At 63.0% G+C, this 18888-nt stretch carries 21 protein-coding genes; 5 read left to right on the top strand and 16 right to left on the bottom strand.

What is annotated here, in order from left to right; genetic code table 11:
* Positions 1–10: 10 nt before the first annotated feature.
* The gene (locus CFB17_RS01810; protein ID WP_088559673.1) at positions 11–2113 is read right to left on the bottom strand and encodes a molybdopterin-dependent oxidoreductase; all 2103 of its coding nucleotides are present in this window, start codon (positions 2111–2113) and stop codon (positions 11–13) included.
* A gap of 634 nt (positions 2114–2747) precedes the next feature.
* On the opposite strand from CFB17_RS01810, the gene CFB17_RS18955 reads away from it, so the two are divergent.
* Both CFB17_RS18955 and CFB17_RS01805 read left to right on the top strand, forming a co-directional pair.
* Positions 2748–2957, top strand: a complete 210-nt coding sequence (locus tag CFB17_RS18955) for a hypothetical protein (RefSeq protein WP_133063814.1) — start codon at positions 2748–2750, stop codon at positions 2955–2957.
* Between the two features lie 275 nt (positions 2958–3232).
* Entirely contained in the window at positions 3233–3997 is a 765-nt protein-coding gene (locus CFB17_RS01805) for a methyltransferase domain-containing protein (RefSeq protein ID WP_088559672.1), read from the top strand.
* A gap of 1 nt (position 3998) precedes the next feature.
* Here the strand turns inward: CFB17_RS01805 and CFB17_RS01800 are convergent, their stop codons facing one another.
* Positions 3999–4343 (bottom strand): hypothetical protein, encoded by a 345-nt coding sequence (locus CFB17_RS01800; RefSeq protein WP_088559671.1) that lies wholly within the window; start codon positions 4341–4343, stop codon positions 3999–4001.
* 69 nt (positions 4344–4412) lie between these two features.
* Positions 4413–4928: a bactofilin family protein gene (locus CFB17_RS01795; protein ID WP_088559670.1), complete on the bottom strand. Its 516-nt coding sequence runs from the start codon at positions 4926–4928 to the stop codon at positions 4413–4415.
* Between the two features lie 204 nt (positions 4929–5132).
* On the opposite strand from CFB17_RS01795, the gene CFB17_RS01790 reads away from it, so the two are divergent.
* Positions 5133–6143: an adenosine kinase gene (locus tag CFB17_RS01790; protein WP_088559669.1), complete on the top strand. Its 1011-nt coding sequence runs from the start codon at positions 5133–5135 to the stop codon at positions 6141–6143.
* Between the two features lie 9 nt (positions 6144–6152).
* Here the strand turns inward: CFB17_RS01790 and CFB17_RS01785 are convergent, their stop codons facing one another.
* From CFB17_RS01785 to CFB17_RS01770, 4 genes are all read right to left on the bottom strand, one after another.
* The gene (locus CFB17_RS01785; protein WP_088559668.1) at positions 6153–7430 is read right to left on the bottom strand and encodes an O-acetylhomoserine aminocarboxypropyltransferase/cysteine synthase family protein; all 1278 of its coding nucleotides are present in this window, start codon (positions 7428–7430) and stop codon (positions 6153–6155) included.
* A gap of 64 nt (positions 7431–7494) precedes the next feature.
* A complete protein-coding gene (locus CFB17_RS01780) occupies positions 7495–7911 on the bottom strand; it encodes a CoA-binding protein (protein ID WP_088559667.1) in 417 nt (138 codons plus the stop codon).
* Between the two features lie 4 nt (positions 7912–7915).
* Positions 7916–8494, bottom strand: coding sequence for a YqgE/AlgH family protein (locus CFB17_RS01775; protein WP_088559666.1), 579 nt, complete (start codon positions 8492–8494; stop codon positions 7916–7918).
* 81 nt (positions 8495–8575) lie between these two features.
* Positions 8576–9427, bottom strand: a complete 852-nt coding sequence (locus CFB17_RS01770) for a lytic transglycosylase domain-containing protein (protein WP_088559665.1) — start codon at positions 9425–9427, stop codon at positions 8576–8578.
* A gap of 210 nt (positions 9428–9637) precedes the next feature.
* On the opposite strand from CFB17_RS01770, the gene CFB17_RS01765 reads away from it, so the two are divergent.
* Positions 9638–10123, top strand: coding sequence for a peroxiredoxin (locus tag CFB17_RS01765; protein ID WP_088559869.1), 486 nt, complete (start codon positions 9638–9640; stop codon positions 10121–10123).
* A 41-nt stretch (positions 10124–10164) separates the two neighbouring features.
* Here CFB17_RS01765 and rnhA read toward each other — a convergent pair whose 3' ends face one another.
* Genes rnhA through ispH form a run of 3 tightly spaced genes read right to left on the bottom strand, consistent with a single transcriptional unit; the run spans position 10165 to position 12611 of the window.
* Positions 10165–10647 carry a ribonuclease HI gene (gene rnhA / locus CFB17_RS01760; protein ID WP_088559664.1) on the bottom strand — a complete coding sequence of 161 codons (483 nt, stop codon included), beginning with the start codon at positions 10645–10647 and terminating at the stop codon, positions 10165–10167.
* Positions 10637–11596, bottom strand: a complete 960-nt coding sequence (locus CFB17_RS01755) for a homoserine kinase (RefSeq protein WP_088559663.1) — start codon at positions 11594–11596, stop codon at positions 10637–10639. Before CFB17_RS01755 ends, rnhA begins: the two co-directional genes overlap by 11 nt.
* Positions 11597–11621: 25 nt before the next feature.
* Positions 11622–12611 carry a 4-hydroxy-3-methylbut-2-enyl diphosphate reductase gene (gene ispH / locus CFB17_RS01750; protein ID WP_207761887.1) on the bottom strand — a complete coding sequence of 330 codons (990 nt, stop codon included), beginning with the start codon at positions 12609–12611 and terminating at the stop codon, positions 11622–11624.
* Between the two features lie 268 nt (positions 12612–12879).
* On the opposite strand from ispH, the gene CFB17_RS01745 reads away from it, so the two are divergent.
* Positions 12880–14424 carry a glucan biosynthesis protein gene (locus CFB17_RS01745; RefSeq protein ID WP_243389666.1) on the top strand — a complete coding sequence of 515 codons (1545 nt, stop codon included), beginning with the start codon at positions 12880–12882 and terminating at the stop codon, positions 14422–14424.
* A 48-nt stretch (positions 14425–14472) separates the two neighbouring features.
* On the opposite strand, the gene argB is transcribed toward CFB17_RS01745, so the two are convergent.
* From argB to rpmH, 6 genes are read right to left on the bottom strand one after another with little or no spacing between them, the layout of a single operon-like run.
* The gene (gene argB, locus CFB17_RS01740; protein ID WP_243389665.1) at positions 14473–15369 is read right to left on the bottom strand and encodes an acetylglutamate kinase; all 897 of its coding nucleotides are present in this window, start codon (positions 15367–15369) and stop codon (positions 14473–14475) included.
* On the bottom strand, positions 15366–16031 hold the full coding sequence (gene yihA, locus CFB17_RS01735; RefSeq protein WP_088559867.1) for a ribosome biogenesis GTP-binding protein YihA/YsxC: 666 nt from the start codon (positions 16029–16031) through the stop codon (positions 15366–15368). Before yihA ends, argB begins: the two co-directional genes overlap by 4 nt.
* A 23-nt stretch (positions 16032–16054) precedes the next feature.
* Positions 16055–17785 (bottom strand): membrane protein insertase YidC, encoded by a 1731-nt coding sequence (gene yidC / locus CFB17_RS01730; RefSeq protein ID WP_088559660.1) that lies wholly within the window; start codon positions 17783–17785, stop codon positions 16055–16057.
* Complete coding sequence (gene yidD, locus CFB17_RS01725) at positions 17782–18126, bottom strand: membrane protein insertion efficiency factor YidD (protein WP_088559659.1); 345 nt, start codon at positions 18124–18126, stop codon at positions 17782–17784. Before yidD ends, yidC begins: the two co-directional genes overlap by 4 nt.
* Complete coding sequence (gene rnpA / locus CFB17_RS01720) at positions 18126–18530, bottom strand: ribonuclease P protein component (protein ID WP_165769369.1); 405 nt, start codon at positions 18528–18530, stop codon at positions 18126–18128. Before rnpA ends, yidD begins: the two co-directional genes overlap by 1 nt.
* 13 nt (positions 18531–18543) lie before the next feature.
* Positions 18544–18678, bottom strand: coding sequence for a 50S ribosomal protein L34 (gene rpmH, locus CFB17_RS01715; RefSeq protein WP_088559866.1), 135 nt, complete (start codon positions 18676–18678; stop codon positions 18544–18546).
* Between the last annotated feature and the right edge of the window lie 210 nt (positions 18679–18888).

Below are 18888 nucleotides of genomic sequence, written 5' to 3'. Positions count from 1 at the left end.
TGGAGGGGCTTTATAAACGAGCCTGCGGCGCTGTCAACGAAGCTGCGTCCTTGGCCGGCGCCCCGCTCAGTACCGGCTCGAGCCAGACGGCGGTATCGTGAATGGCAGCGCCGCCATTGGGCGGGGCCGGATCCGAGCCGATCAAAAGATTGATGCCGACCCCCTCCGCGAAGGCACCGTTGGGCCACACGCTCTCGACGACGATGACATTGTCCTGCTGGCCCTCGCGCGCCGAAGCCACCAACGTTAAGGATCCACGCTGGTTGCCGATGCGCACCCGCTCCCCGTCCGCTAGTCCCAGTTGCCGCATGGTCAAGGGAGCAAGGAGGGCCCGGGGTTGGCCCTCCTTGGCCCGTGATGAGACGGTTTCGCTGAAGCTTGAGTTCAAGAACTGGCGGGCAGGTGCCGCCACGAGACGGAAAGGCCGCTCGGGTGTCGGCAGGTCAATATTGGCCAGATGGTCCGGCCAGATCGGCATGACCGCATGCTCGGGACCCTGGCTTTTCCAGTCCGCCTTGAAGCGGAAACGCCCTTCGGGAGTAGGAAATCCGTCCAGATGATGGGCCTTGCGAAAATCGATCGGCGCCTCCAGGCCGCCCTCGACATCCACGGCCGCCATGTCGGGCCAGTTCGATCGCGCCAGGAGATCCTCGACCAGCTCCGCCTCGCTCATCAAAAAGCCCGGATGCGTCACGCCCAGACGTGTCGCCAGCGCCTTGATCACCGTGTGGTTGCTACGGCACTGGCCGAGCGGCTCCAGGAGTCGCCGCCCCACCTGCAGGCGGGCATGCGCCGAGGCGGTATAGATGTCGTCATGCTCGAGGAACATCGTGGCCGGCAACAGAATGTCAGCCATCCGCGCAGTGTCGGTCATGAACTGCTCGTGCACGGCGATGAAGAGGTCCGGCCGGGCAAATCCTTGATGCACCTTGCCAAGATCGGGGGCGACCGCCATCGGATTGGTGTTCTGGATCAGGAGCGCATCGACGGGCGGCCCCTCCCGCAGCGCCTCCTTGTCGCCCATAAGGATGTCGCCGATCCGAGACTGGTCGAGCTGACGCACCTTGTCGTCGACCAGGTCCAGCCCCTCGATCATGGTCTTGTCCAGGCCGTAGAGGTCGCCTTGGCCATAGAGGGCGCCCCCGCCCTCATGTTGCCAGGCGCCGGTAACGGCGGGCAGGCACGAGGCGGCATGCATGGCGGCCGCTCCATTTCGCGAGCGGGTAAAGCCGAAACCCAGTCGAAGATAGCTGCGCTTGGTCGAACCATAGAGGCGGGCAAAGGCCTCGATCCGATCCGCCGCAATACCGGTGATGGCAGCAGCCCATGCCGGGCTGCGCGAGCGCAGATGCGCCTCCAGGCCGGCTGGATCGTCGGTATAGGCGGCCATGTAGTCACGGTCGGCCAGGCCGTCGCGGAACAGCACGTGCATGACCGCGCAGGCGAGGGCGCCGTCCGTGCCGGGCATCGGTGCCAGATGCAGATCCGCCTGCTCGGCCGTCGGCGAGCGATAAGGGTCGATGACGACGAGAGGCGCCTTGCGCTCCTTTCGTGCGCGCGCGACGTGGCTCATCAGGTTGACGTGGGTAGCAACCGGGTTGCCGCCCCAGATGACAACGAGCTCGCTGTGGCTGGCGATCTCCGTTGCCGGGACACCCCATCGGCGGCCCGCGCCCGCACGCCAGCCGGCATCAGATAGCGAAACGCAGATCGTGCCCTTAAAGCGCGACCAGCCGCGCGCATGCGTCAGGCGATTAATGCCGTCGCGGTTCACGAGGCCCATCGTCCCCGCATACCAATATGGCCAGACGGCTTCACGACCATGGCGCTGCTCCGCCTTGAGCAGACCCTCGGCCACCTCGTCCAGGGCCTCCTCCCAGCCAATCGGCGCGAACACGCCCTGGCCGCGCGGGCCGGAGCGTCGCATCGGCGTCAAAAGGCGATCCGGGTGATAGAGCCGCTCGGCGTAGCGGGCGACCTTCGCGCAGACGACCCCGGCCGTATAGGGATTGGCACGCTGACCACGCACACGCCCAAGCCGCCCATCCGCTCCGATCTCGACATCGAGCGAGCAGACGCTCGGGCAATCGTGCGGACAGACCGATCTCGCCATAAGCGCCTCTTCCCAAGCCTGAACAGCGTCGAGCCCAGCAAATATGTCACGTTCGCCGAGTCAGCGAAACATCAGGAGTTTCGCCATCATAGGTTGGACAATAAAGCGACCAGACGCGGCCCTGGCGGTCAGATTACTAATAGCACCCTGGTTGATCGGTGCGTCATATACCTCCTGGATGAGCTCGATATGTCGGCAGCCCCGACCGGACACGCTCGCATTAGACCGGCCAGGTATTTCCGTGGCGGTCACATCCTAGGATTTTCAGATGGAAATGGATATTTTTGAATATATGGCCTGTAATATGTCAGTGAATTAACTGATATCATGGATATAAATACGCCTGTACACATGATTATGACCGGTATATTTACTTAATATTATTCTTATAACGAGCGAAAATAACCATTCGTGCAGAAATTGTGACATAGTTATTTAGGTATATTTACGTAAACGCCATTTTCCACTTCCATATAGCAGATTGAATCGTCTTATGTTCTGTCGATGAGCTATGATCAGGGAACGTGAACCGAGCACAATGCCAGGCAGCGCAACATCGCAACACGGTGGAAGCCAAGATCGATCTAAGCGGGATCTTCGACACCGTCTCGATATCAACCGGCGGGAGAGCTTCTTGGAGTACTCTGCCGGAACGCTGGTCGACGGGGCATTCCTCATGCGGCAGTATGTCGATGTCGATGCGAAGAGCGTGGCTGCCTTATCCGACTATGTCTGTGTCTGGCTTGAGGGCGGCGATGGTCGTGACGGTGGTGACCAGAGCGATCTTATCGGAATTTTCCGCATTGCGGGCTACATCGGCAACCCGCTTCACCGGCAATCTTGATGCTGAGTACCGGGCTTGCGGCGATCTGCGGCCCAGAGCGCGCGCCGCCCGCAGGTAGCGGCTTAAGCCCGGCGCTGATGGTTGCCGGCAAGCAAAAGGCCCATGGCACGACTGGCGCCGGCGGCAAAGCGATGGGCTACCTTTACTGGCCGCATTGATCGAACCGAGGACAGGGCTTACCTCTGCTCCACCACCTGAGCCGGTGGTTTCTTTTCAGCCTGTCCGCGAGCAAGTCGTTGTCCGTTCCGCAAATTTTCGATCGTCGCCGCGCAAGAATGCGCCGCTCCCGGCTTGAGGCGCCTGCGGCTACGGATTTCCTGCGGCCAGAGCTTGCTGCCCGCCTAGCGGAACGATTTGCCGATATTGCGCGTCCGACGGAGCGCGTGCTCGAGCTCGGCAGCACGCATGGCATCCTGCGCCATGCGCTGGCCGCAATCGGGCGCCTGCCGCCTGTTCTCATCGAGAGCGATCTGACCTCGGCAACACTGGAAAAGCAAGGCTGCTGCCTTGTCCTCGACGAGGAGCGGCTGCCGTTCAAGCCAGCCAGCTTCGATGCCGTCCTCAGCGTCATGGCGTTGCACAAGCTCAACGACCTGCCGGGCGCGCTCAGCCAGATCCGACTTTGCCTGCGACCTGGGGGTTTCTTCCTAGCGGCCCTGCCCGGCGGCGACACGTTACACGAGCTCCGTTTTGCGCTGGCTCAGGCAGAACTCGCCAGCAGCGGAGGCGCTGCCGCCCGGGTCCATCCGTCAATCGACGTGCGTGACATGGGAGCCCTCATGCAGCGCGCCGGCTTTGCGCTGCCGATGGCGGACCTGGATCGCATCGACGTCACCTATCCAGACGTCCTGGCGCTCATTCGCGATCTGCGGGCGATGGCCGAAACCAGTCTCCTGGTTCAGGCGAAGGATCAGCCACCTCTGAACCGCGCCCTTCTACAGGCGACCCAGTCGGCCTATGTGGCAAATTTCGGGCTGGCGACGGGCCGTCTGCCGGCGAGCTTCGACATTCTTTTCGTCATCGGCTGGCAGCCAGACTGAATCAGGCGCCCGGAGCCGTCGGCGGTCCCAGCCGAGCGCGCCATGTAGCGCATCGATCCGTGCCGGCGACCAGTGAACGCGCGTCGTAATAGGTGACGTGTTCTTCGCTAGCGCCCTGCTCCTTGAACAGGAACAGGCCGAGCGCGCATCCATCGAGACTGTAGCGCCAGTAATCGCCGGGCGGTTCCGGACGCCGGAGCGCGGGCTCGCCCAGAAGCTTGCGCACGGCTGCAGGCGTCATGCCCAATACGGGCCGCGCACCATAAGCCCCAGGCGCTCCCCCGCCGGTCGAATCGCTCATATCGGCACAGGCACCGAGCAACGTTGCCATACCGAGAAAAAGCATGGGGCCGAGAAATCTCGACCCCGCGCACCAACCATCTAACGCCATGTTCGAAGCCGAATGGAGCCTGGCTCAAGAAGCCTTGTCGGTCAGCATCGATACGGAGCCCGAGAGCTTACCCCCCGTCTCGATCTCGATCTCGCCGTAGCGAACCGTACCCTTGACCTGGCCGGACGAGCGGATGATCAGACGCTTTCTGACGGTCAATTCGCCCTCATAGAGGCCGCTAATGTCCGCCTCCTCGACCTCGGCCTTGCCGTTGGTGAAACGGCCCTCTTCCGAGATCTCGATCGCCTTGGTCTGGTTCAACGTGACCTGGACACTGCCCTGCACGATCAGGCGATCGCAGGCGGTGATCTCGCCCGCAAGGCTGATACCCGGCCCGACGATCAGCTTCTTGGTCTCGGCTGGATCGCTCTTGGGCTCGGCTTTCTCAGCGAACGCGCTGGGCGCAGTCGGCAGATCGACCTGGCGACGCGGCAGTTCTGGCTGCGACTTCACGTCCAAAGCTGGCCGCCCGATCGTGCTATCCACCTTGGTCTCGCTGCCAGCCGGACGGGCGGGCTCGTTCTCCTTCCTACGGAACATTCAACAGCCCTCTGGTTCTGGTCGTCTTGAACGGCCGGAGTGACCGCTCGGCAAGCGACGTGAGGCAAGTGTTATGCGCAAGCACGACGGCAAGTCAAACCGTAGCGCAAAGACAAATCCGAGGCCATACCGTACAAATCGATTTCGCGGACGCTATAAGGCCGGCACGACATTGCGATTTGCCCTTTGGAGACGAAGCCCTCGATGACGATTTCAAGCGCGCGCCAATCTTTTGATGTCGTCGGGATCGGCAATGCGATCATCGACATTCTTGCCGCCGCGAGCGATCAACAGATAGCCGAGCTCGGCCTCGCCAAGGGGACGATGACGCTGGTCGATCGCGAGCGCAGCGATTTTCTCTATGCCAAGATGGGCGCGGCGCGCGAGGTCTCGGGCGGCTCCGCCGCGAATACGGTTGCCGCCATTGCCTCGCTGGGCGGTAAGGCTGCCTTTATCGGCCGGGTCCATGACGACGCCTTCGGCAAGATCTTCGCGCATGATCTCAGGGCCTCGGGCGTCACCTTCGAGAACGCGCCCGCCACGAGCGGGCCGCCCACCGCGCGCTGCCTCGTTTTCGTGCCGGAGGATGCGCAGCGCACGATGCAGACCTATCTGGGTGCCTGTGTCGAGCTTTGCCCGGACGACGTCGACGAGGCTCTCGTCGCTAGTGGCCACGTCGTCTATCTTGAGGGCTATCTCTGGGACAAGCCCGCCGCCAAGGCTGCCTGCATCAAGGCCGCCGACATCGCGCACAAAGTCGGCAACAAAGTGGCCCTCACTTTGTCCGACCCCTTCTGCGTCGGTCGCTGGAGGAGCGAGTTCCTCGATCTCATCCATGGCCGCGTCGATATCCTCTTTGCCAACGAGGCGGAGATCACCGCGCTCTTCGAGACAGATGATTTCGATGCAGCCGTTCAGGCGATCGCGCCCCATGTGGAGATCGCTGCCCTGACCCGAGGCGCCCTGGGCTCGGTCATCGTCAAGGGCGAGCGACGCATCGACATCGCGGCCTCACCCTGCCCGACAGTACTGGATACGACAGGCGCTGGCGACCTCTTCGCCGCCGGCTTCCTGCGCGGCCTGACGGCCGGGCTCGACCTCGAGGCCTCCGGCCGTCTGGCATCGGCGTCCGCTGCCAGCATTCTTGGCATCTTTGGTCCCAGGGCCAGCGAGCCGCTCCTTCCCCTCTTCGAGGAGGCCGCGCGCGGCCATTGAGCGCCGTTCTCAACCGAGAGCGCAAAGCGCCTGATCGAGGTCGGCGATGATATCCTCCGCACGCTCGATGCCGATCGAGAGGCGGACAACGTCCGGCCCGGCGCCAGCCGCCCGGCGTTCCGCATCGCTTAGTTGGCGATGCGTCGTCGAGGCTGGATGGATGATCAACGAGCGCGTATCGCCGATATTGGCCACATGCGAGAGCAGCTTGCAGGCGTTAACGATCCGGACCCCGGCCTCGTAGCCCCCCTCGAGACCGAAAGTGAAGACCGAGCCCAGACCGCGCGGGCAATATTTCTCGGCCACTTTCGTCCGGTTCGCTGGCAGACGCCCATAGGAGACCCAGGCGACCCCGGGTCGCGTCTCCAGCCAGGCGGCGACCTTGTCGGCGTTGGCGATGTGCCGATCCATGCGCAGCGCGAGCGTCTCGGTGCCCTGCAAGAGGAGAAACGCATTGAAGGGCGAGAGTGCCGGGCCAATGTCGCGCAGGCCTATCGCCTTGTTGCGCACGGTAAGGGCCAGGCCTTTGAAGGTCTCGTAGAATCGCAACCCGTGATAGGCTTCGCTAGGCTCCGTCATGAGCGGAAACTTGCCGTTGTCCCAATCGAAGGTACCACCCTCGACGATGACACCGCCAATCGAGTTGCCGTGACCGCCCACATACTTGGTGAGCGAGTGGACGACGATATCGGCTCCCCAGCGCAGCGGCTGGCAGAGATAGGGCGTGGGCAGCGTGTTATCGACGATCAGCGGCACGCCCGCCGCGTGCGCGATCCTGGCAATCGCCTCGATGTCGGCCACGATCCCATCGGGATTGGAGACGCTCTCGACGAAGAGTGCTCGCGTGCTGGGGCGAATCGCCATCTCCAGTGCTGCGAGGTCGCGCTGGTCGACGAAGCTCACCTCCCAGCCAAATTGCGGGAAGGTCTGGCGCATCTGCGAGATCGAGCCGCCATATAGCTTGGAACCAGCCACGACATGATTGCCCGGCTGCAACAGGTTCAAGAAGGTAAGGAACTGCGCTGCATGGCCCGAGGCCGTAGCGCAGGCCCCAGAGCCGCCCTCGAGCGCGGCCATCCGCGCCTCCAGCGCCGACACCGTAGGATTGGTCAAACGGCTATAGATATTGCCGAACTGCCGCAGATCGAAGAGCGCAGCGGCGTGCTCCGCATCCTCGAAGACGTAGGAAGTCGTCTGATAGATCGGCACCGCCCTGGCACCGGTTGCAGGGTCCGGACCGCCCCCGACATGCACGGCCCGCGTTTCGAAACCCCATTCATCTGACATTTGTGCCCTCCCCTTTTCAGCATGCTCTCAAGCATGGCGCATGGGTGCAAGCGGGATCAGGCATTTAAGCGCTATGGCCCATCAGCCGGGCGTGTTCGACTTTCAGACAGCGGTCCTGGACCACGATCGTTCCCGCGCTGCGAGCGCGCGACGATGCCGCGTCGGCATGCACGCCAAGCTGCAGCCACACGCACCGCACGCCCATCGCCACCGCCGCATCGATCAGGGCTCCGGCCTCCTCGCTGCGGCGAAAGATATCGACCAGATCCGGCACGAAGCCCAGGCCCGCGAGGTCAGGGAGGACCAATCGATCGAAGAGGTGCTGACCGGCACAAGCCGGGTTGACGGGATAGACCGCAAAGCCGGCGCTCACGAGATAGCCGGTCACGCTGTGGGATGGACGGGCCGGATTGGTGCTGGCACCAAGAACGGCGATGCTGCGGGTCTCGCGCAGGATGGCCGATAGATCGACATCCTCCATGAATTCAGGCGTGGCCGGCCACGGAGGAGAAAAGCCCGGGATCGATGCCCAGTCGCCCCATGGCCCTCGACCATTTCTGCTCGTGCTCACCGCCATAGACCAATTCGACATCCGCCGGGGCTACCAGCCAGCCATTATCGCGGATCTCGGCATCGAGCTGGCCCGGCGCCCAGCCCGTGTAACCAAGCGCGAAGACGCAGCGCCTTGGCCCCTCATTCAGGGCAATCGCCTTGAGGATGTCGACCGTCGCCGTCAGCGCATAATGATCGTCGATGATCAACGTCGATTCGCGCACGAAATCAGGTGTGTGGAGGACGAAGCCACGCGATCCCTCGACGGGGCCGCCCACATGCACCGGAACCTCTCGCTCCGGCTCCCGGTTTGCCGGCAGGTCGAACTGCTCCATGATCGACTTGAAGCGCACACCCTCGCTCAACTGGTTCACGACCAGCCCCATCGCACCCTGATCAGAATGCGCGCAGAGAAAAATCACGCTGTGACTAAAGCGCGGATCGCCTATCGCCGGCGTCGCGAGAAGCAGCCGGCCGGCGAGTTCGTCAGGGTTCAAGCTCGAGGAGTCCATGGATCTCCGAGATAGAGTGTCATGCGGCCAGCCACAAGGTGACGCGTCGCCCAGCTTGCCACTTCTCTTGCCACGTCGGCGCTAGCGCACCGCAATCGGAAGAGCAGCCCGGCCCAAGAGCCTGCCGACACCGATACCGCCAGCGCCATTGAGCCGCCTTGTCTCGGCTACGGCCACCGGCTCGACGGATCGACTCTCGGCGGCATTCGCCTGCGCGACCAGGGAACTGCGCTGTCCCTCGCGCAGCCAGTGCCAGATCCTCATGACCTTTTGCGCCGCAGCCGTGTCGTCATGGCTCAACGGTTCAAACGGTGCCTCGGGCAGCCGTGCTGCCGCCAGCGCCGGGTCGGAGGGGCTCAGCTTTTCGAGCTTGGCGTAGACACGGTCGCGATAGGCCGAGCCCCGCTCCGGGGTCCTCGAATGGTAATAGGCCACGGCCTTTGACCAATCGCCCGTCTCCTGGAACAGGGCATGTAGAAAATGCGCGGCGTATTGTGCGTTGCTGACAGGATCGAAGGCAGTGATGAGATCGGGAAAGGCGCGTGGATGGGCGCGCAGATTGACCTGCATGCACCCCACATCAATATTCGACTGACCTGCGGCCTGCAGGTTGCTCACCTGCTGCAGCGCTTCCTCGCGGCTCTTGAAAAAACTGCCTGCCCCGCCATTCGTCACGGTCCAGGGCCAAGCATAGCTCTGCTTGGCGGCCTTATCCCAGCGCCCCGATTCCGCCATGGCCACGGCCAGCAGCAGGCGCTCAGGAATGTTCTCCAACTTCTCGGCTTGAAGGATCGCCGCCGTACAGACGTCCTTGATGTCGAGCGGAGCCTCGTCTGCCCTAGCGCGTGTCCATGGGACCGCGACGATCAGGACGATAGCCAGCACCACGAGCATCGCACCGGTCAGACGCGAAAAAAACCGCCCATCATCCATCCGCGACGACACCCACCAGCAAGGCTTGCAAAAAGGGCCCAGGCGATGCGGACATCGTCCCGGTGCCACCCTGCCGCAGAGTAAGGAAAAGAGATTAACAGAGCCTTGCCAGCACCGCCCGATTGCGCCCCTGCTTCCACTTCGCCATGGTAGGTCGCGCTGGCATCAGCCTCGGGGCGGCCAGCGCGACCTTCAACCAGGATGCTCACCATGACGATTGCCAGTGGCCACAAACTCCCAGACGCAACCTTCAAGACGCGGACCGAAGACGGGGTCACGGAGATCACCACCGAGGCTCTCACGGCCGGTAAGAAAGTCGTAATCTTCGCCGTTCCTGGCGCCTTCACTCCCACCTGCCATGCCCGCCACCTGCCGAGCTATCTGGACAAGGCCGACCAGCTTAAGGCCAAGGGCATCGACACGATCGCCTGCGTCGCCGTCAACGATGTCTTCGTACTCGATGCCTGGTCAAAACAGCAGAATGCGGCTGGCAAGGTGCTGATGCTCTCCGACGGCAACGCCACGTTCACCAAGGCGATCGGCCTCGACTTCGATGGCTCGGGCTTTGGCCTCGGCACGCGCAGCAAACGTTATTCGATGCTGGTCGAAGATGGCATCGTTAAGGAACTCAACATCGAAGATGCGCCGGGTGTCATGGAAGTCAGCGACGCCCAGACCATCTTGGACAAGCTCTAGCCCGCGCCCCCCAACCCTCGACGACGCTCGGGCCGCCGAGTTCAGGATGCTGCGGCTGACTTGCCACGTATCTCGGCAATCGCCTGACGCGCCAGGACATCGGCCCGCTCGTTCTCGACATGGCCCGCATGGCCCTTCACCCAGTGCCAGACGATCTCGTGGCGGCCGGCCGCGAGATCGAGGCGCTCCCACAGATCCTTGTTCTTGACCGGCTTTTTATCGGCCGTCAGCCAGCCACGCGCCTTCCAGCCGCGCAGCCAGGTCATGATCCCCTGACGCAAATACTGACTGTCGGTGTGAAGGGCCACCGTCATCGGCCGGGAAAGAGTCTCCAGCGCAGAGATCGCCGCCAGCAACTCCATGCGGTTGTTGGTGGTCAGCAGCTCCCCGCCCGAGAGTTCGCGCTCATGGCCGCGCCAGCGCAGGATGGCGCCCCAACCACCCGGCCCCGGATTGCCGCTGCAGGCGCCATCGGTAAAGATCTCGACCGCCTCGTCCGTTGGCGCCTCAGACTTAGAGGCCATAGGCTGTCACTCCCTGGACGCCTCGATGGAAGCGCAGCTTTTTCAAATATTCCAACGGGTCCTTGGGTTTCACGAGCGCGCCTTCGACTTGATTGAGCCAGTCATAAAGGCGCGTGAGCATGAAGCGGAGGGCCGAGCCGCGCGCCAGGATCGGCAGGGCGCCGAGCTCCGCATCGTTCAAGGGTCGGTTGGCGCGATAACCCTCGACCAGCGCCCTGGCCTTGGTGATGTTGAAAGCACCATCAAGCTCGAAGCACCAAGCATTCAAGCAAATTGCCAAATCATAGGCCAGCAGATCGTCACAGGCGAAATAGAAGTCGATCAGGCCCGAGACACGCCCACCGGCGAAAAAGACGTTGTCAGGAAAGAGATCGGCATGGATGACGCCGGCTGGCAGATCGTGCGGCCAGGACTCGGCCATGATCGAGATCTCGCTCTCGATCTCCGCCGCCAGCCCCGGTGCCACCTCGTCGGCACGCGCGGCACAGCGCGTGGCGAGTTCGCGCCAGCCCGGCAGTGCCAGGGCATTGGCGCGCCTGATCGAAAAGCCCTGGCCGGCAAGGTGCATCGAGGCCAAGGCGGCACCCACCATCCGACAATGCTGCGATGTGAGACGTCGGGCCGAGCGTCCGTCCAGGAACGTGACGATGGCGGCCGGCTTGCCGCCAAGCTCGCGCAGCATCGTTCCGTCGGCACCGCGTACTGGCAGCGGGCAAGGCAGACCATGCTCCGCCAGATGCAGCATCAAGCCCAGGAAAAAAGGCAGGTCGCTAGGATCGACGCGCTTCTCATAGATCGTCAAGATGAACCGGCCGAATGTCGTGACGAGCTGGTAGTTGGAGTTCTCCACGCCTTCCTGGATGGGCACGAGATCGATCGCGGTGCCAACATCGTAGGCGGCAAGGAAAGCGTCGAGCGCCGACCGCTCGACTGGAGTGTAGACCGCCATGAAAATATCCGACCGCTGACTTTGCCTAGACCAGAGCGGGCCGCCTGGGCGTCGGCGGCGCGCGGAAGAAGACATTCTCGTCCGAGATCCGTCGCTCGACGATCTCGACAGCAAAGCGATCGCGAATCGCGGCGATCACCTCATCGACGAGCCTTTCCGGAGCAGAGGCGCCAGCCGACAGGCCGACAGTGCGCACATCCTTAAACCAGGCCCAGTCGATCTCGCCCTCGTTCTGGATCAACTCCGAGCGGGAGCTACCAGCCTTGAGAGCCACCTCGACCAGCCGTTTGGAGTTCGACGAATTGGGCGCGCCCACGATCAAAACGAGATCGGCCTCGGGCGCGATTGCTGCCACCGCCTGTTGCCGATTGGTGGTCGCATAGCAGATATCCTCGTTGCGGGGTCCCTCAAGGCGCGGAAAGCGCGCCTTCAAGGCCGAGACGATATCGGCAGTATCGGCGACCGAGAGAGTCGTCTGTGTCGAATAAGCGATCCGCCCGGCATCGGGCACGACTACCGTCTTTGCATCCTCCACGGTCTCAATGAGCAGGACGGAGCCTTCGGGCACCTGACCCATCGTGCCGATGACCTCGGGATGCCCGGCATGGCCGATCAAAAGGACGGTGCAGCCGGTCTTGTGGTGACGCTCGACCTCGCGATGCACCTTGGAGACCAGAGGACAGGTCGCATCGGCATAGAGGAGCCGGCGGCGCTTGGCCTCGTGAGGAACTTCTTTGGGCACACCATGAGCCGAGAAGACCACGAGGCCACCATCGGGCACTTCGTCAAGCTCCTCGACGAAAATGGCCCCTAGATCCTTCAGTTCGTCGACGACGTGCCGGTTATGCACGATCTCGTGGCGCACATAGACAGGCGCGCCATTGTCCCTGATCGCTTGCCTAACGATGGCGATCGCTCTATCGACTCCGGCGCAAAAGCCGCGCGGGGCCGCGAGCAGGACAGTCAAAGGCGGGCGTGCGATCTCGGCCGAAGGCAAGTCTTCTCTGCCGCTCATTGATGGGAACAAGGGGTGCCTGATGGAAACCAGCAGCACGAAGTTCACTTAACACGGGCTTGGTTAGATGGCGAGCACCGGGCGCCGGCATCTTCTCGGCCCACGGCGCATCGCTCGCCCGCTCGATGCGACGGTCGGGTACGAAAGAGCATCTGTCCGCCACTCACTCATTTTTGACCGGTGCCATAATACTATGTTCTTCTCCTTGAGGCGGCGTGATTTCGTGAAAGGGGCGCTTGGCGCCGGCGTGCTGGGTGCAAGTTCTACAATGAAGGCCCCCCCGGCGACAGCGGCAACGACCTTGCTCAAATTCGGCGACCCCACTCCCTTCAGCTATGATCAGCTGATCGCAAAGGCCCGCGATCTCTCTCGCGCGCCCTATCAGGCGCCACCAACGCCCGATCCGGCAATCGTCCAGCAGAACGACGTGCTGCCCTATGGACGCATCACCTACAAGCCGGAGGCCGCCCTCTTCGCCGACGGGCCGGGGCTCTATCCGATCACCTTCAAGCTGGTCGGGCGCTACTTCCCCAAAAGTGTGCGGATGAATGTCGTAGCTGAGGGCCAGGCACGCGAGATCCTCTACACGCCGGATTATTTCAATATTCCCGACGACCATCCGATGAAGGCACTGCCCAGCCAGCCCGGCGCCTTTGCCGGCTTCTGGGTGCAGGATTCGCGCGAGTCAGGTGACTGGACGAAGACGGAGCCCTGGGCGACCTGGCTTGGCGCCTCTTACTGGCGGGCTCGCGGCGACCTTGGTCAGGTCGGGCTCTCGGCACGAGGCATCGCCGTCAATACCGGCGACAAGGACGAGGAGTTTCCCGACTTCACCCAGCACTGGTTCGAGACGCCGAAATCAGGCGACCAGCAATTGACGATCTATTCCCTCCTGGACGGGCCGAGCATCACGGGTGCCTATCGCTTCACGCTCAGCCAGAAGGACGGCGATATCGTCGAGGTCGAAAAGCACCTCTTCCTGCGCCAGGACGTTCGCCGCCTCGGTCTTTCACCCATGACCTCCATGTTCTGGATGGGCGAGAACTATAAGCGCTTCCAGGAAGACTGGCGGCCGGAAGTCCACGATTCCGACGGACTCGAAATTTGGACGTCGGACAATCAGCGACTCTGGCGGCCCCTCGCTACGCCGCGCCGCATCGTCGTATCGTCCTTCGCCGATACGGGCCCCAAGGGCTTCGGGCTCATGCAGCGAGATCGCAATCTCGAACACTATCTCGACTACGCGGCCTATGAGCGCCGGCCCTCGTTGTGGATCGAGCCGGTCGGCAACTGGGGTCAGGGCACGATACAATTAGTCGAGATCCCGACGGACGACGAGATCTACGACAATATCGCCTGTTTCTGGAACGGGCCGGCAGAACCGAAAGCCGGGGCGGAAATCACGGCGCATTACCGCCAACATTGGCGAGCGAGCAGCCCGGTCGCCGACGCCTCGCTGGCGCATGTCCGGGCGACCAGGATCGGCCGCGGTGGCGAGCCGGGCTTTCCCCATCCGGCCGGGACAAAGAAGTTCTTTGTCGAATTCGAGGGCACGCCGCTCGCGACCTTCAGCCAGGACAAGCGGCCAGTCCCAGACATCAGCGCCTCGGCCGGCAAAATCGACCATGCCTATACCTATCAGATCCCGACGACCCAGCGCTGGGCAGCGATCTTCGACCTCGACATGCGGGGGGTGAACGAGGCGGTGGAGCTGCGCCTGCAGCTCAAGGACGCCGGCGGCAAGGCCCTGTCCGAGACATGGCTCTATCAGGTGCGGCCTGAAGATCTGGCCGGCCAAGGCGGCTGGCTCTGAATCCAGCCGGCTTAAGGACTTCGATCTGGCCGGATCCCCGAGCGAGCGTCAGCTTGCCACGATCTGGGTGCCGCCGCCGCCCTCGGTGAAGAGCTCGAGAAGGATCGAATGGGGCACGCGGCCGTCCAGGATGACCGCTGCCTCGACGCCGGCCTCGACCGCGGCCAGACAGGTCTCGATCTTGGGGATCATGCCGCCCGAAATCGTGCCATCCGCGATCAGCCGGCGCGCCTCCGTGGCGGTGAGGCTCGCGAGGAAGTTCTTGCCGGCATCCAGGACACCGCGCACATCCGTCAGCATGAGGAGCTTTTTGGCCGAAAGGGCGCCAGCGATGGCTCCGGCTGCGGTATCGGCGTTGATATTGTAGGTCTGGCCATCCACGCCGACGCCAATCGGCGCAATCACCGGGATGATGTCGGTGCCGACGAACACATCCAGTATGGAGCGGTCGATATGCGAAGGCTCCCCCACGAACCCAAGATCGACGACGCGCTCGATGTTGGAATCGGGGTCGCGTTGGGTCCTCGAGACCTTCCGGGCCTCGATCAGCATGCCATCCTTGCCGGAAAGACCCACAGCCTTGCCGCCGGCCGACTGGATAGCGCTGACGATCTCCTTGTTGATCTTGCCGGCCAGGACCATCTCGACAACCTCGACGGTGGCCGCATCCGTCACTCGCAGGCCGTCGATGAAGGCGGACTGGATCTTGAGCCGGTCGAGCATCGCCTTGATCTGCGGGCCACCACCATGGACGACCACGGGATTGATGCCGATCTGCTTCAAGAGAACGACGTCACGCGCGAAATCCCGCGCCGCGTTCTCATCCCCCATCGCATGGCCGCCATATTTGACCACCATCACCGTTCCGCGATAGCGGCGCATATAGGGAAGCGCCTCGATCAGGACCTCGGCTATGGCCGGAGTCTCGGTGGCGGTCTTGGTCACGGGCTTACTCCTCGCTCAGCCGCTGCGGCGTAGGTGGCGAGGATCGCGCGCAGCTCCGCGATGCCCTGTCCCTTGCGTGAACTGGTGAGCACGGGCTCGGCCAGGGCGCCGATCCGGTTGCGCAGCCCGCCTCGCACAGCCCCGACGATCCGCTCCAGTTCCAAAGGCCGGACGAGATCGGCCTTGGTAAGCACGACCATGAAGGGCACTGCCGCCCGGCCAAGCTGCTCCATGGCCCCGTCGTCGACCGTCTTCAAGCCGTGCCGGGCATCGATCAGGAGGCAGGCGAGACGCAGGCTGGCGCGACCGCGCAGATACGCGAAAACCAGATCCGTCCAGGCCTCGACCTTCGCCTTAGGCGCCTGGGCAAAGCCATAGCCGGGCACATCTACAAGCCTCAGCCGCCCTGCGAGATCGAAGAAATTGATCTCCTGCGTACGGCCGGGCGTATTCGAGGTACGGGCCAACGTATTGCGGCCCGTGAGCGCGTTGACGAGACTGGACTTGCCGACGTTGGAACGCCCGGCAAAGACGATCTCGGGCTGGTCCATCGGCGGCAGGCCGCGCAGGTTCACGACGCCCAGCATGAAGGTGCAGGCCTGCGCGAATAGCAGGCGGCCCTCCTCGAGGGCCTCGGGCGTCGGCTGATTCAGGTCCTGCATGCGTGCCTTCCCTTCGGCATCGGTCAGCCGGCCGGAACACCCATCCGCTTCATGATCACCCATTGCTGGGTGATCGAGAGGATGTTGTTCCAGGTCCAGTAGATGACGAGGCCGGCCGGGAACGTCGCGAACAGGAAGGTGAAGATCACCGGCAGGAAGAGCATGACCTTGGCCTGCACCGGGTCGGCGGGCTGCGGGTTCAGCTTCGTCTGCAGGAACATCGTGATGCCCATCAAGAGCGGCAGGGCGCCGATCATTAGGGCATGCGGCGGCGTGAACGGCAGGAGACCGAACAGATTGAAGATCGTGGTCGGGTCCGGCGCCGAAAGATCGTGGATCCAGCCGAAGAAGGGCGCATGCCGCATCTCCGTATTCACGAACAGCACCTTATAGAGGCAGAAGAAGACAGGAATCTGCACGACGATCGGCAAGCAGCCGGCCATCGGATTGACCTTCTCCCGCTTGTAGAGCGCCATCAGCTCCTGATTCATCTTCATCTTGTCGTCGCCGTATTTCTCCCGCAGCTCCGTCATCTTGGGCTGGAGCCGCTTCATCGCGCTCATCGAGCGATAGGATTTGTTGGCGAGCGGGAAGAAGAGCAGCTTGACGCAAAGGGTCAAGAGCAGGATCGCGATGCCGTAATTACCGGTGAACTTGTAGAAGAAATCAAGGACGTAGAAGATTGGCTTGGTCAGAAAATAGAACCAGCCGAAATCGACTGCCCGATCGAAGAGCGGGATGCCATATTGGTCGCGATAGGCATCCAGCTTGTCGACTTCCTTGGCACCGGCGAACATCCGGCTGGTTTCCTCGGCACTGGCGCCGGGGGGGACCTTCAGCGCGCCGCCAAGAAAATCCGACTGATAGCGATCCTCGGTGCCGACCAAGTTATGCCGGAAGCTGCCGTTCACCTTTCCGGACTGGTCGGGGATGACGGCCGCCAACCAATATTTGTCGGTGAACCCGAGCCAGCCACCGGTGCCGGCGAAGTCCAGCTTGCCGTCGCTCACGAGGTCCTTATAGGCAGGCTCCCTCAGGCTGCCATCGAGAACGCCCACAGGGCCTTCGTGCAGAATATAGTAGCCGAGCAAATGCGGCGTGCCCCATCGGCTGACCAGACCGTAGGGATAAAGCTCGACAGCCATCGAACCGTTATTCGTCACCTTCTGGGTGACGGTGAACATGTAGTTGCCGTCCAGTTCCAAGCGGCGCTCGAAGACAAGACCCGCACCATTGTCCCAGCGCAACGTGATCGGCGTCGATGGCGTCAGCTTCTCACCGCCTTCGACCTGCCATTGCGTCGACGCGTCAGGCAGCTTCACGCCTTCGGGTCCGACCCAGCCGAACTCGCCAAAATAGGCATCCGGCGCGCCGGCCGGACTGAGGAGAACGATCTCCGGTGACTTGGGATCGACCGTCTCCCGGTAGTCGACCAGGCTAAGATCGTCGATCCGATTGCCGATGGTGGAAATGGTGCCGTTGACCCGGCCGTTGCTGAAGGGGATGCGTGACTCGCGCGCCAGCACAGCCGCCCTGTCCGCCGCGGGGCCACTTGGCTGTGCCGAGGGTGCGCTGCCTTGCGGCATGCCAGCCTCACCGGGCTCTCCAGGCGATTTCGCCACATCGCCCTGGCTGGTCTGCTGCCCCGTCTTGACGGCGTCCGGCCGCTTGGGCGAGGCAAAAAAATACTGGAAGCCAAGGATGATGCCGACCGAAAGCACGATCGCCACGATAAGATTGCGTTGTTCGCTCATCGAGCGGTCGGCTCCTTCAAGGTCGGCGATGTGCCATCGCCAGCAGGCAAAGTCGGCGATGTGCCATCGCCGCACGACAAATTCGCCGCCTGGGTCCTCTCAGCCGGCCAAGCCGCACGCGATCCCGCCACTGGCGGAACTGGATCGTAGCCGTAGCCGCCCCAGGGATGGCAGCGCAGTATCCGCTTTAGCGTAAGGATGCCACCCCGCCCGGCTCCATGCAGCCCTATAGCCTCGGCGGCGTAGGCCGAGCAGCTTGGCACGAAGCGACATCTGGCCGGAAGAAAAGGTGAAATCGCCAAGCGATAAAAAACCACCGAGCCCAGGACTAGCCGATCCATCAGCCCGGAACGTCGCGTCGCAGACGGCGTGTCAACCCCGCGAAGGCCCGCTCCATGTCCGCCTTGAGATCCGCAAACGCACATATCAGCGCCGGCGGCCGGGCGACGAAGACATAGTCATAACCAGCCAATGCGACGCCTTCGGCAACTTCCGCGGAGGCCGCCTTGAGGCGACGTCGAATACGGTTGCGACAGACTGCATTGCCCAATCGTTTCGTTGTGGTGAAACCGATTCGCGCCGCGTTCGCATCCGCAATGGCACTTGCACGCCTGACAGCCTGAAGCTGGAAGGCTTGAGCGTTCCAGCGCTGGCCCCGCGCCGCCGATAAAAAGTCCGGACGACGCTTGAGACGCAGGACCGTGGTCCGTACCGGCCCATGCGTCAGCGTGGACGGAACGTCCACGTCACCGTGACGATCAGGCGCTAAGACGGCTACGGCCGCGTGCACGGCGCGTGGCGACGACCTTCCGGCCACCGACGGTTGCCATGCGCGACCGGAAGCCGTGACGACGCTTCCGCACGAGCCGGCTCGGCTGGTAGGTACGCTTCACTGGAATTCACCCTTAACAAAGAAGACGAATTTGACCGCGAGCGCTATAGTGGCAGTGCTCGGTCATGTCAATTAGCGGCCGTCGACCCTCGAGGCTCGAACGGTCCAAGGCACGTCACCTACCACAACCGAGCGGCCCGGGCCATCTCCCATCGTGGGGTCTGGGAGGAGACGGCATCGGAGGTCAACAGCTCTGGACGAGGCAGGGCTG

Origin of the sequence: Arboricoccus pini (assembly GCF_900187945.1) — a bacterium.
Lineage (GTDB): Bacteria > Pseudomonadota > Alphaproteobacteria > Geminicoccales > Geminicoccaceae > Arboricoccus > Arboricoccus pini.
Note: the sequence above shows the minus strand (reverse complement) of the source record. Positions and strands in the feature narration are given on the sequence as shown.

Coding starts and splice junctions, on each gene's coding strand:
- yihA (WP_088559867.1), bottom strand. CDS start 16,031: ATGCAGGACCTGAATCAGCCGACGCCCGAGGCCCTCGAGGAGGGCCGC.
- CFB17_RS01785 (WP_088559668.1), bottom strand. CDS start 7,430: ATGTCAGATGAATGGGGTTTCGAAACGCGGGCCGTGCATGTCGGGGGC.
- CFB17_RS01775 (WP_088559666.1), bottom strand. CDS start 8,494: ATGGACTCCTCGAGCTTGAACCCTGACGAACTCGCCGGCCGGCTGCTT.
- ispH (WP_207761887.1), bottom strand. CDS start 12,611: ATGAGCGGCAGAGAAGACTTGCCTTCGGCCGAGATCGCACGCCCGCCT.
- CFB17_RS01770 (WP_088559665.1), bottom strand. CDS start 9,427: ATGGATGATGGGCGGTTTTTTTCGCGTCTGACCGGTGCGATGCTCGTG.
- rnhA (WP_088559664.1), bottom strand. CDS start 10,647: ATGGCCTCTAAGTCTGAGGCGCCAACGGACGAGGCGGTCGAGATCTTT.
- CFB17_RS01745 (WP_243389666.1), top strand. CDS start 12,880: ATGAAGGCCCCCCCGGCGACAGCGGCAACGACCTTGCTCAAATTCGGC.
- CFB17_RS01755 (WP_088559663.1), bottom strand. CDS start 11,596: ATGGCGGTCTACACTCCAGTCGAGCGGTCGGCGCTCGACGCTTTCCTT.
- CFB17_RS01790 (WP_088559669.1), top strand. CDS start 5,133: ATGACGATTTCAAGCGCGCGCCAATCTTTTGATGTCGTCGGGATCGGC.
- yidD (WP_088559659.1), bottom strand. CDS start 18,126: ATGGATCGGCTAGTCCTGGGCTCGGTGGTTTTTTATCGCTTGGCGATT.
- CFB17_RS01800 (WP_088559671.1), bottom strand. CDS start 4,343: ATGCTTTTTCTCGGTATGGCAACGTTGCTCGGTGCCTGTGCCGATATG.
- CFB17_RS01780 (WP_088559667.1), bottom strand. CDS start 7,911: ATGGAGGATGTCGATCTATCGGCCATCCTGCGCGAGACCCGCAGCATC.
- CFB17_RS01765 (WP_088559869.1), top strand. CDS start 9,638: ATGACGATTGCCAGTGGCCACAAACTCCCAGACGCAACCTTCAAGACG.
- yidC (WP_088559660.1), bottom strand. CDS start 17,785: ATGAGCGAACAACGCAATCTTATCGTGGCGATCGTGCTTTCGGTCGGC.
- CFB17_RS01805 (WP_088559672.1), top strand. CDS start 3,233: ATGCGCCGCTCCCGGCTTGAGGCGCCTGCGGCTACGGATTTCCTGCGG.
- CFB17_RS01795 (WP_088559670.1), bottom strand. CDS start 4,928: ATGTTCCGTAGGAAGGAGAACGAGCCCGCCCGTCCGGCTGGCAGCGAG.
- CFB17_RS01810 (WP_088559673.1), bottom strand. CDS start 2,113: ATGGCGAGATCGGTCTGTCCGCACGATTGCCCGAGCGTCTGCTCGCTC.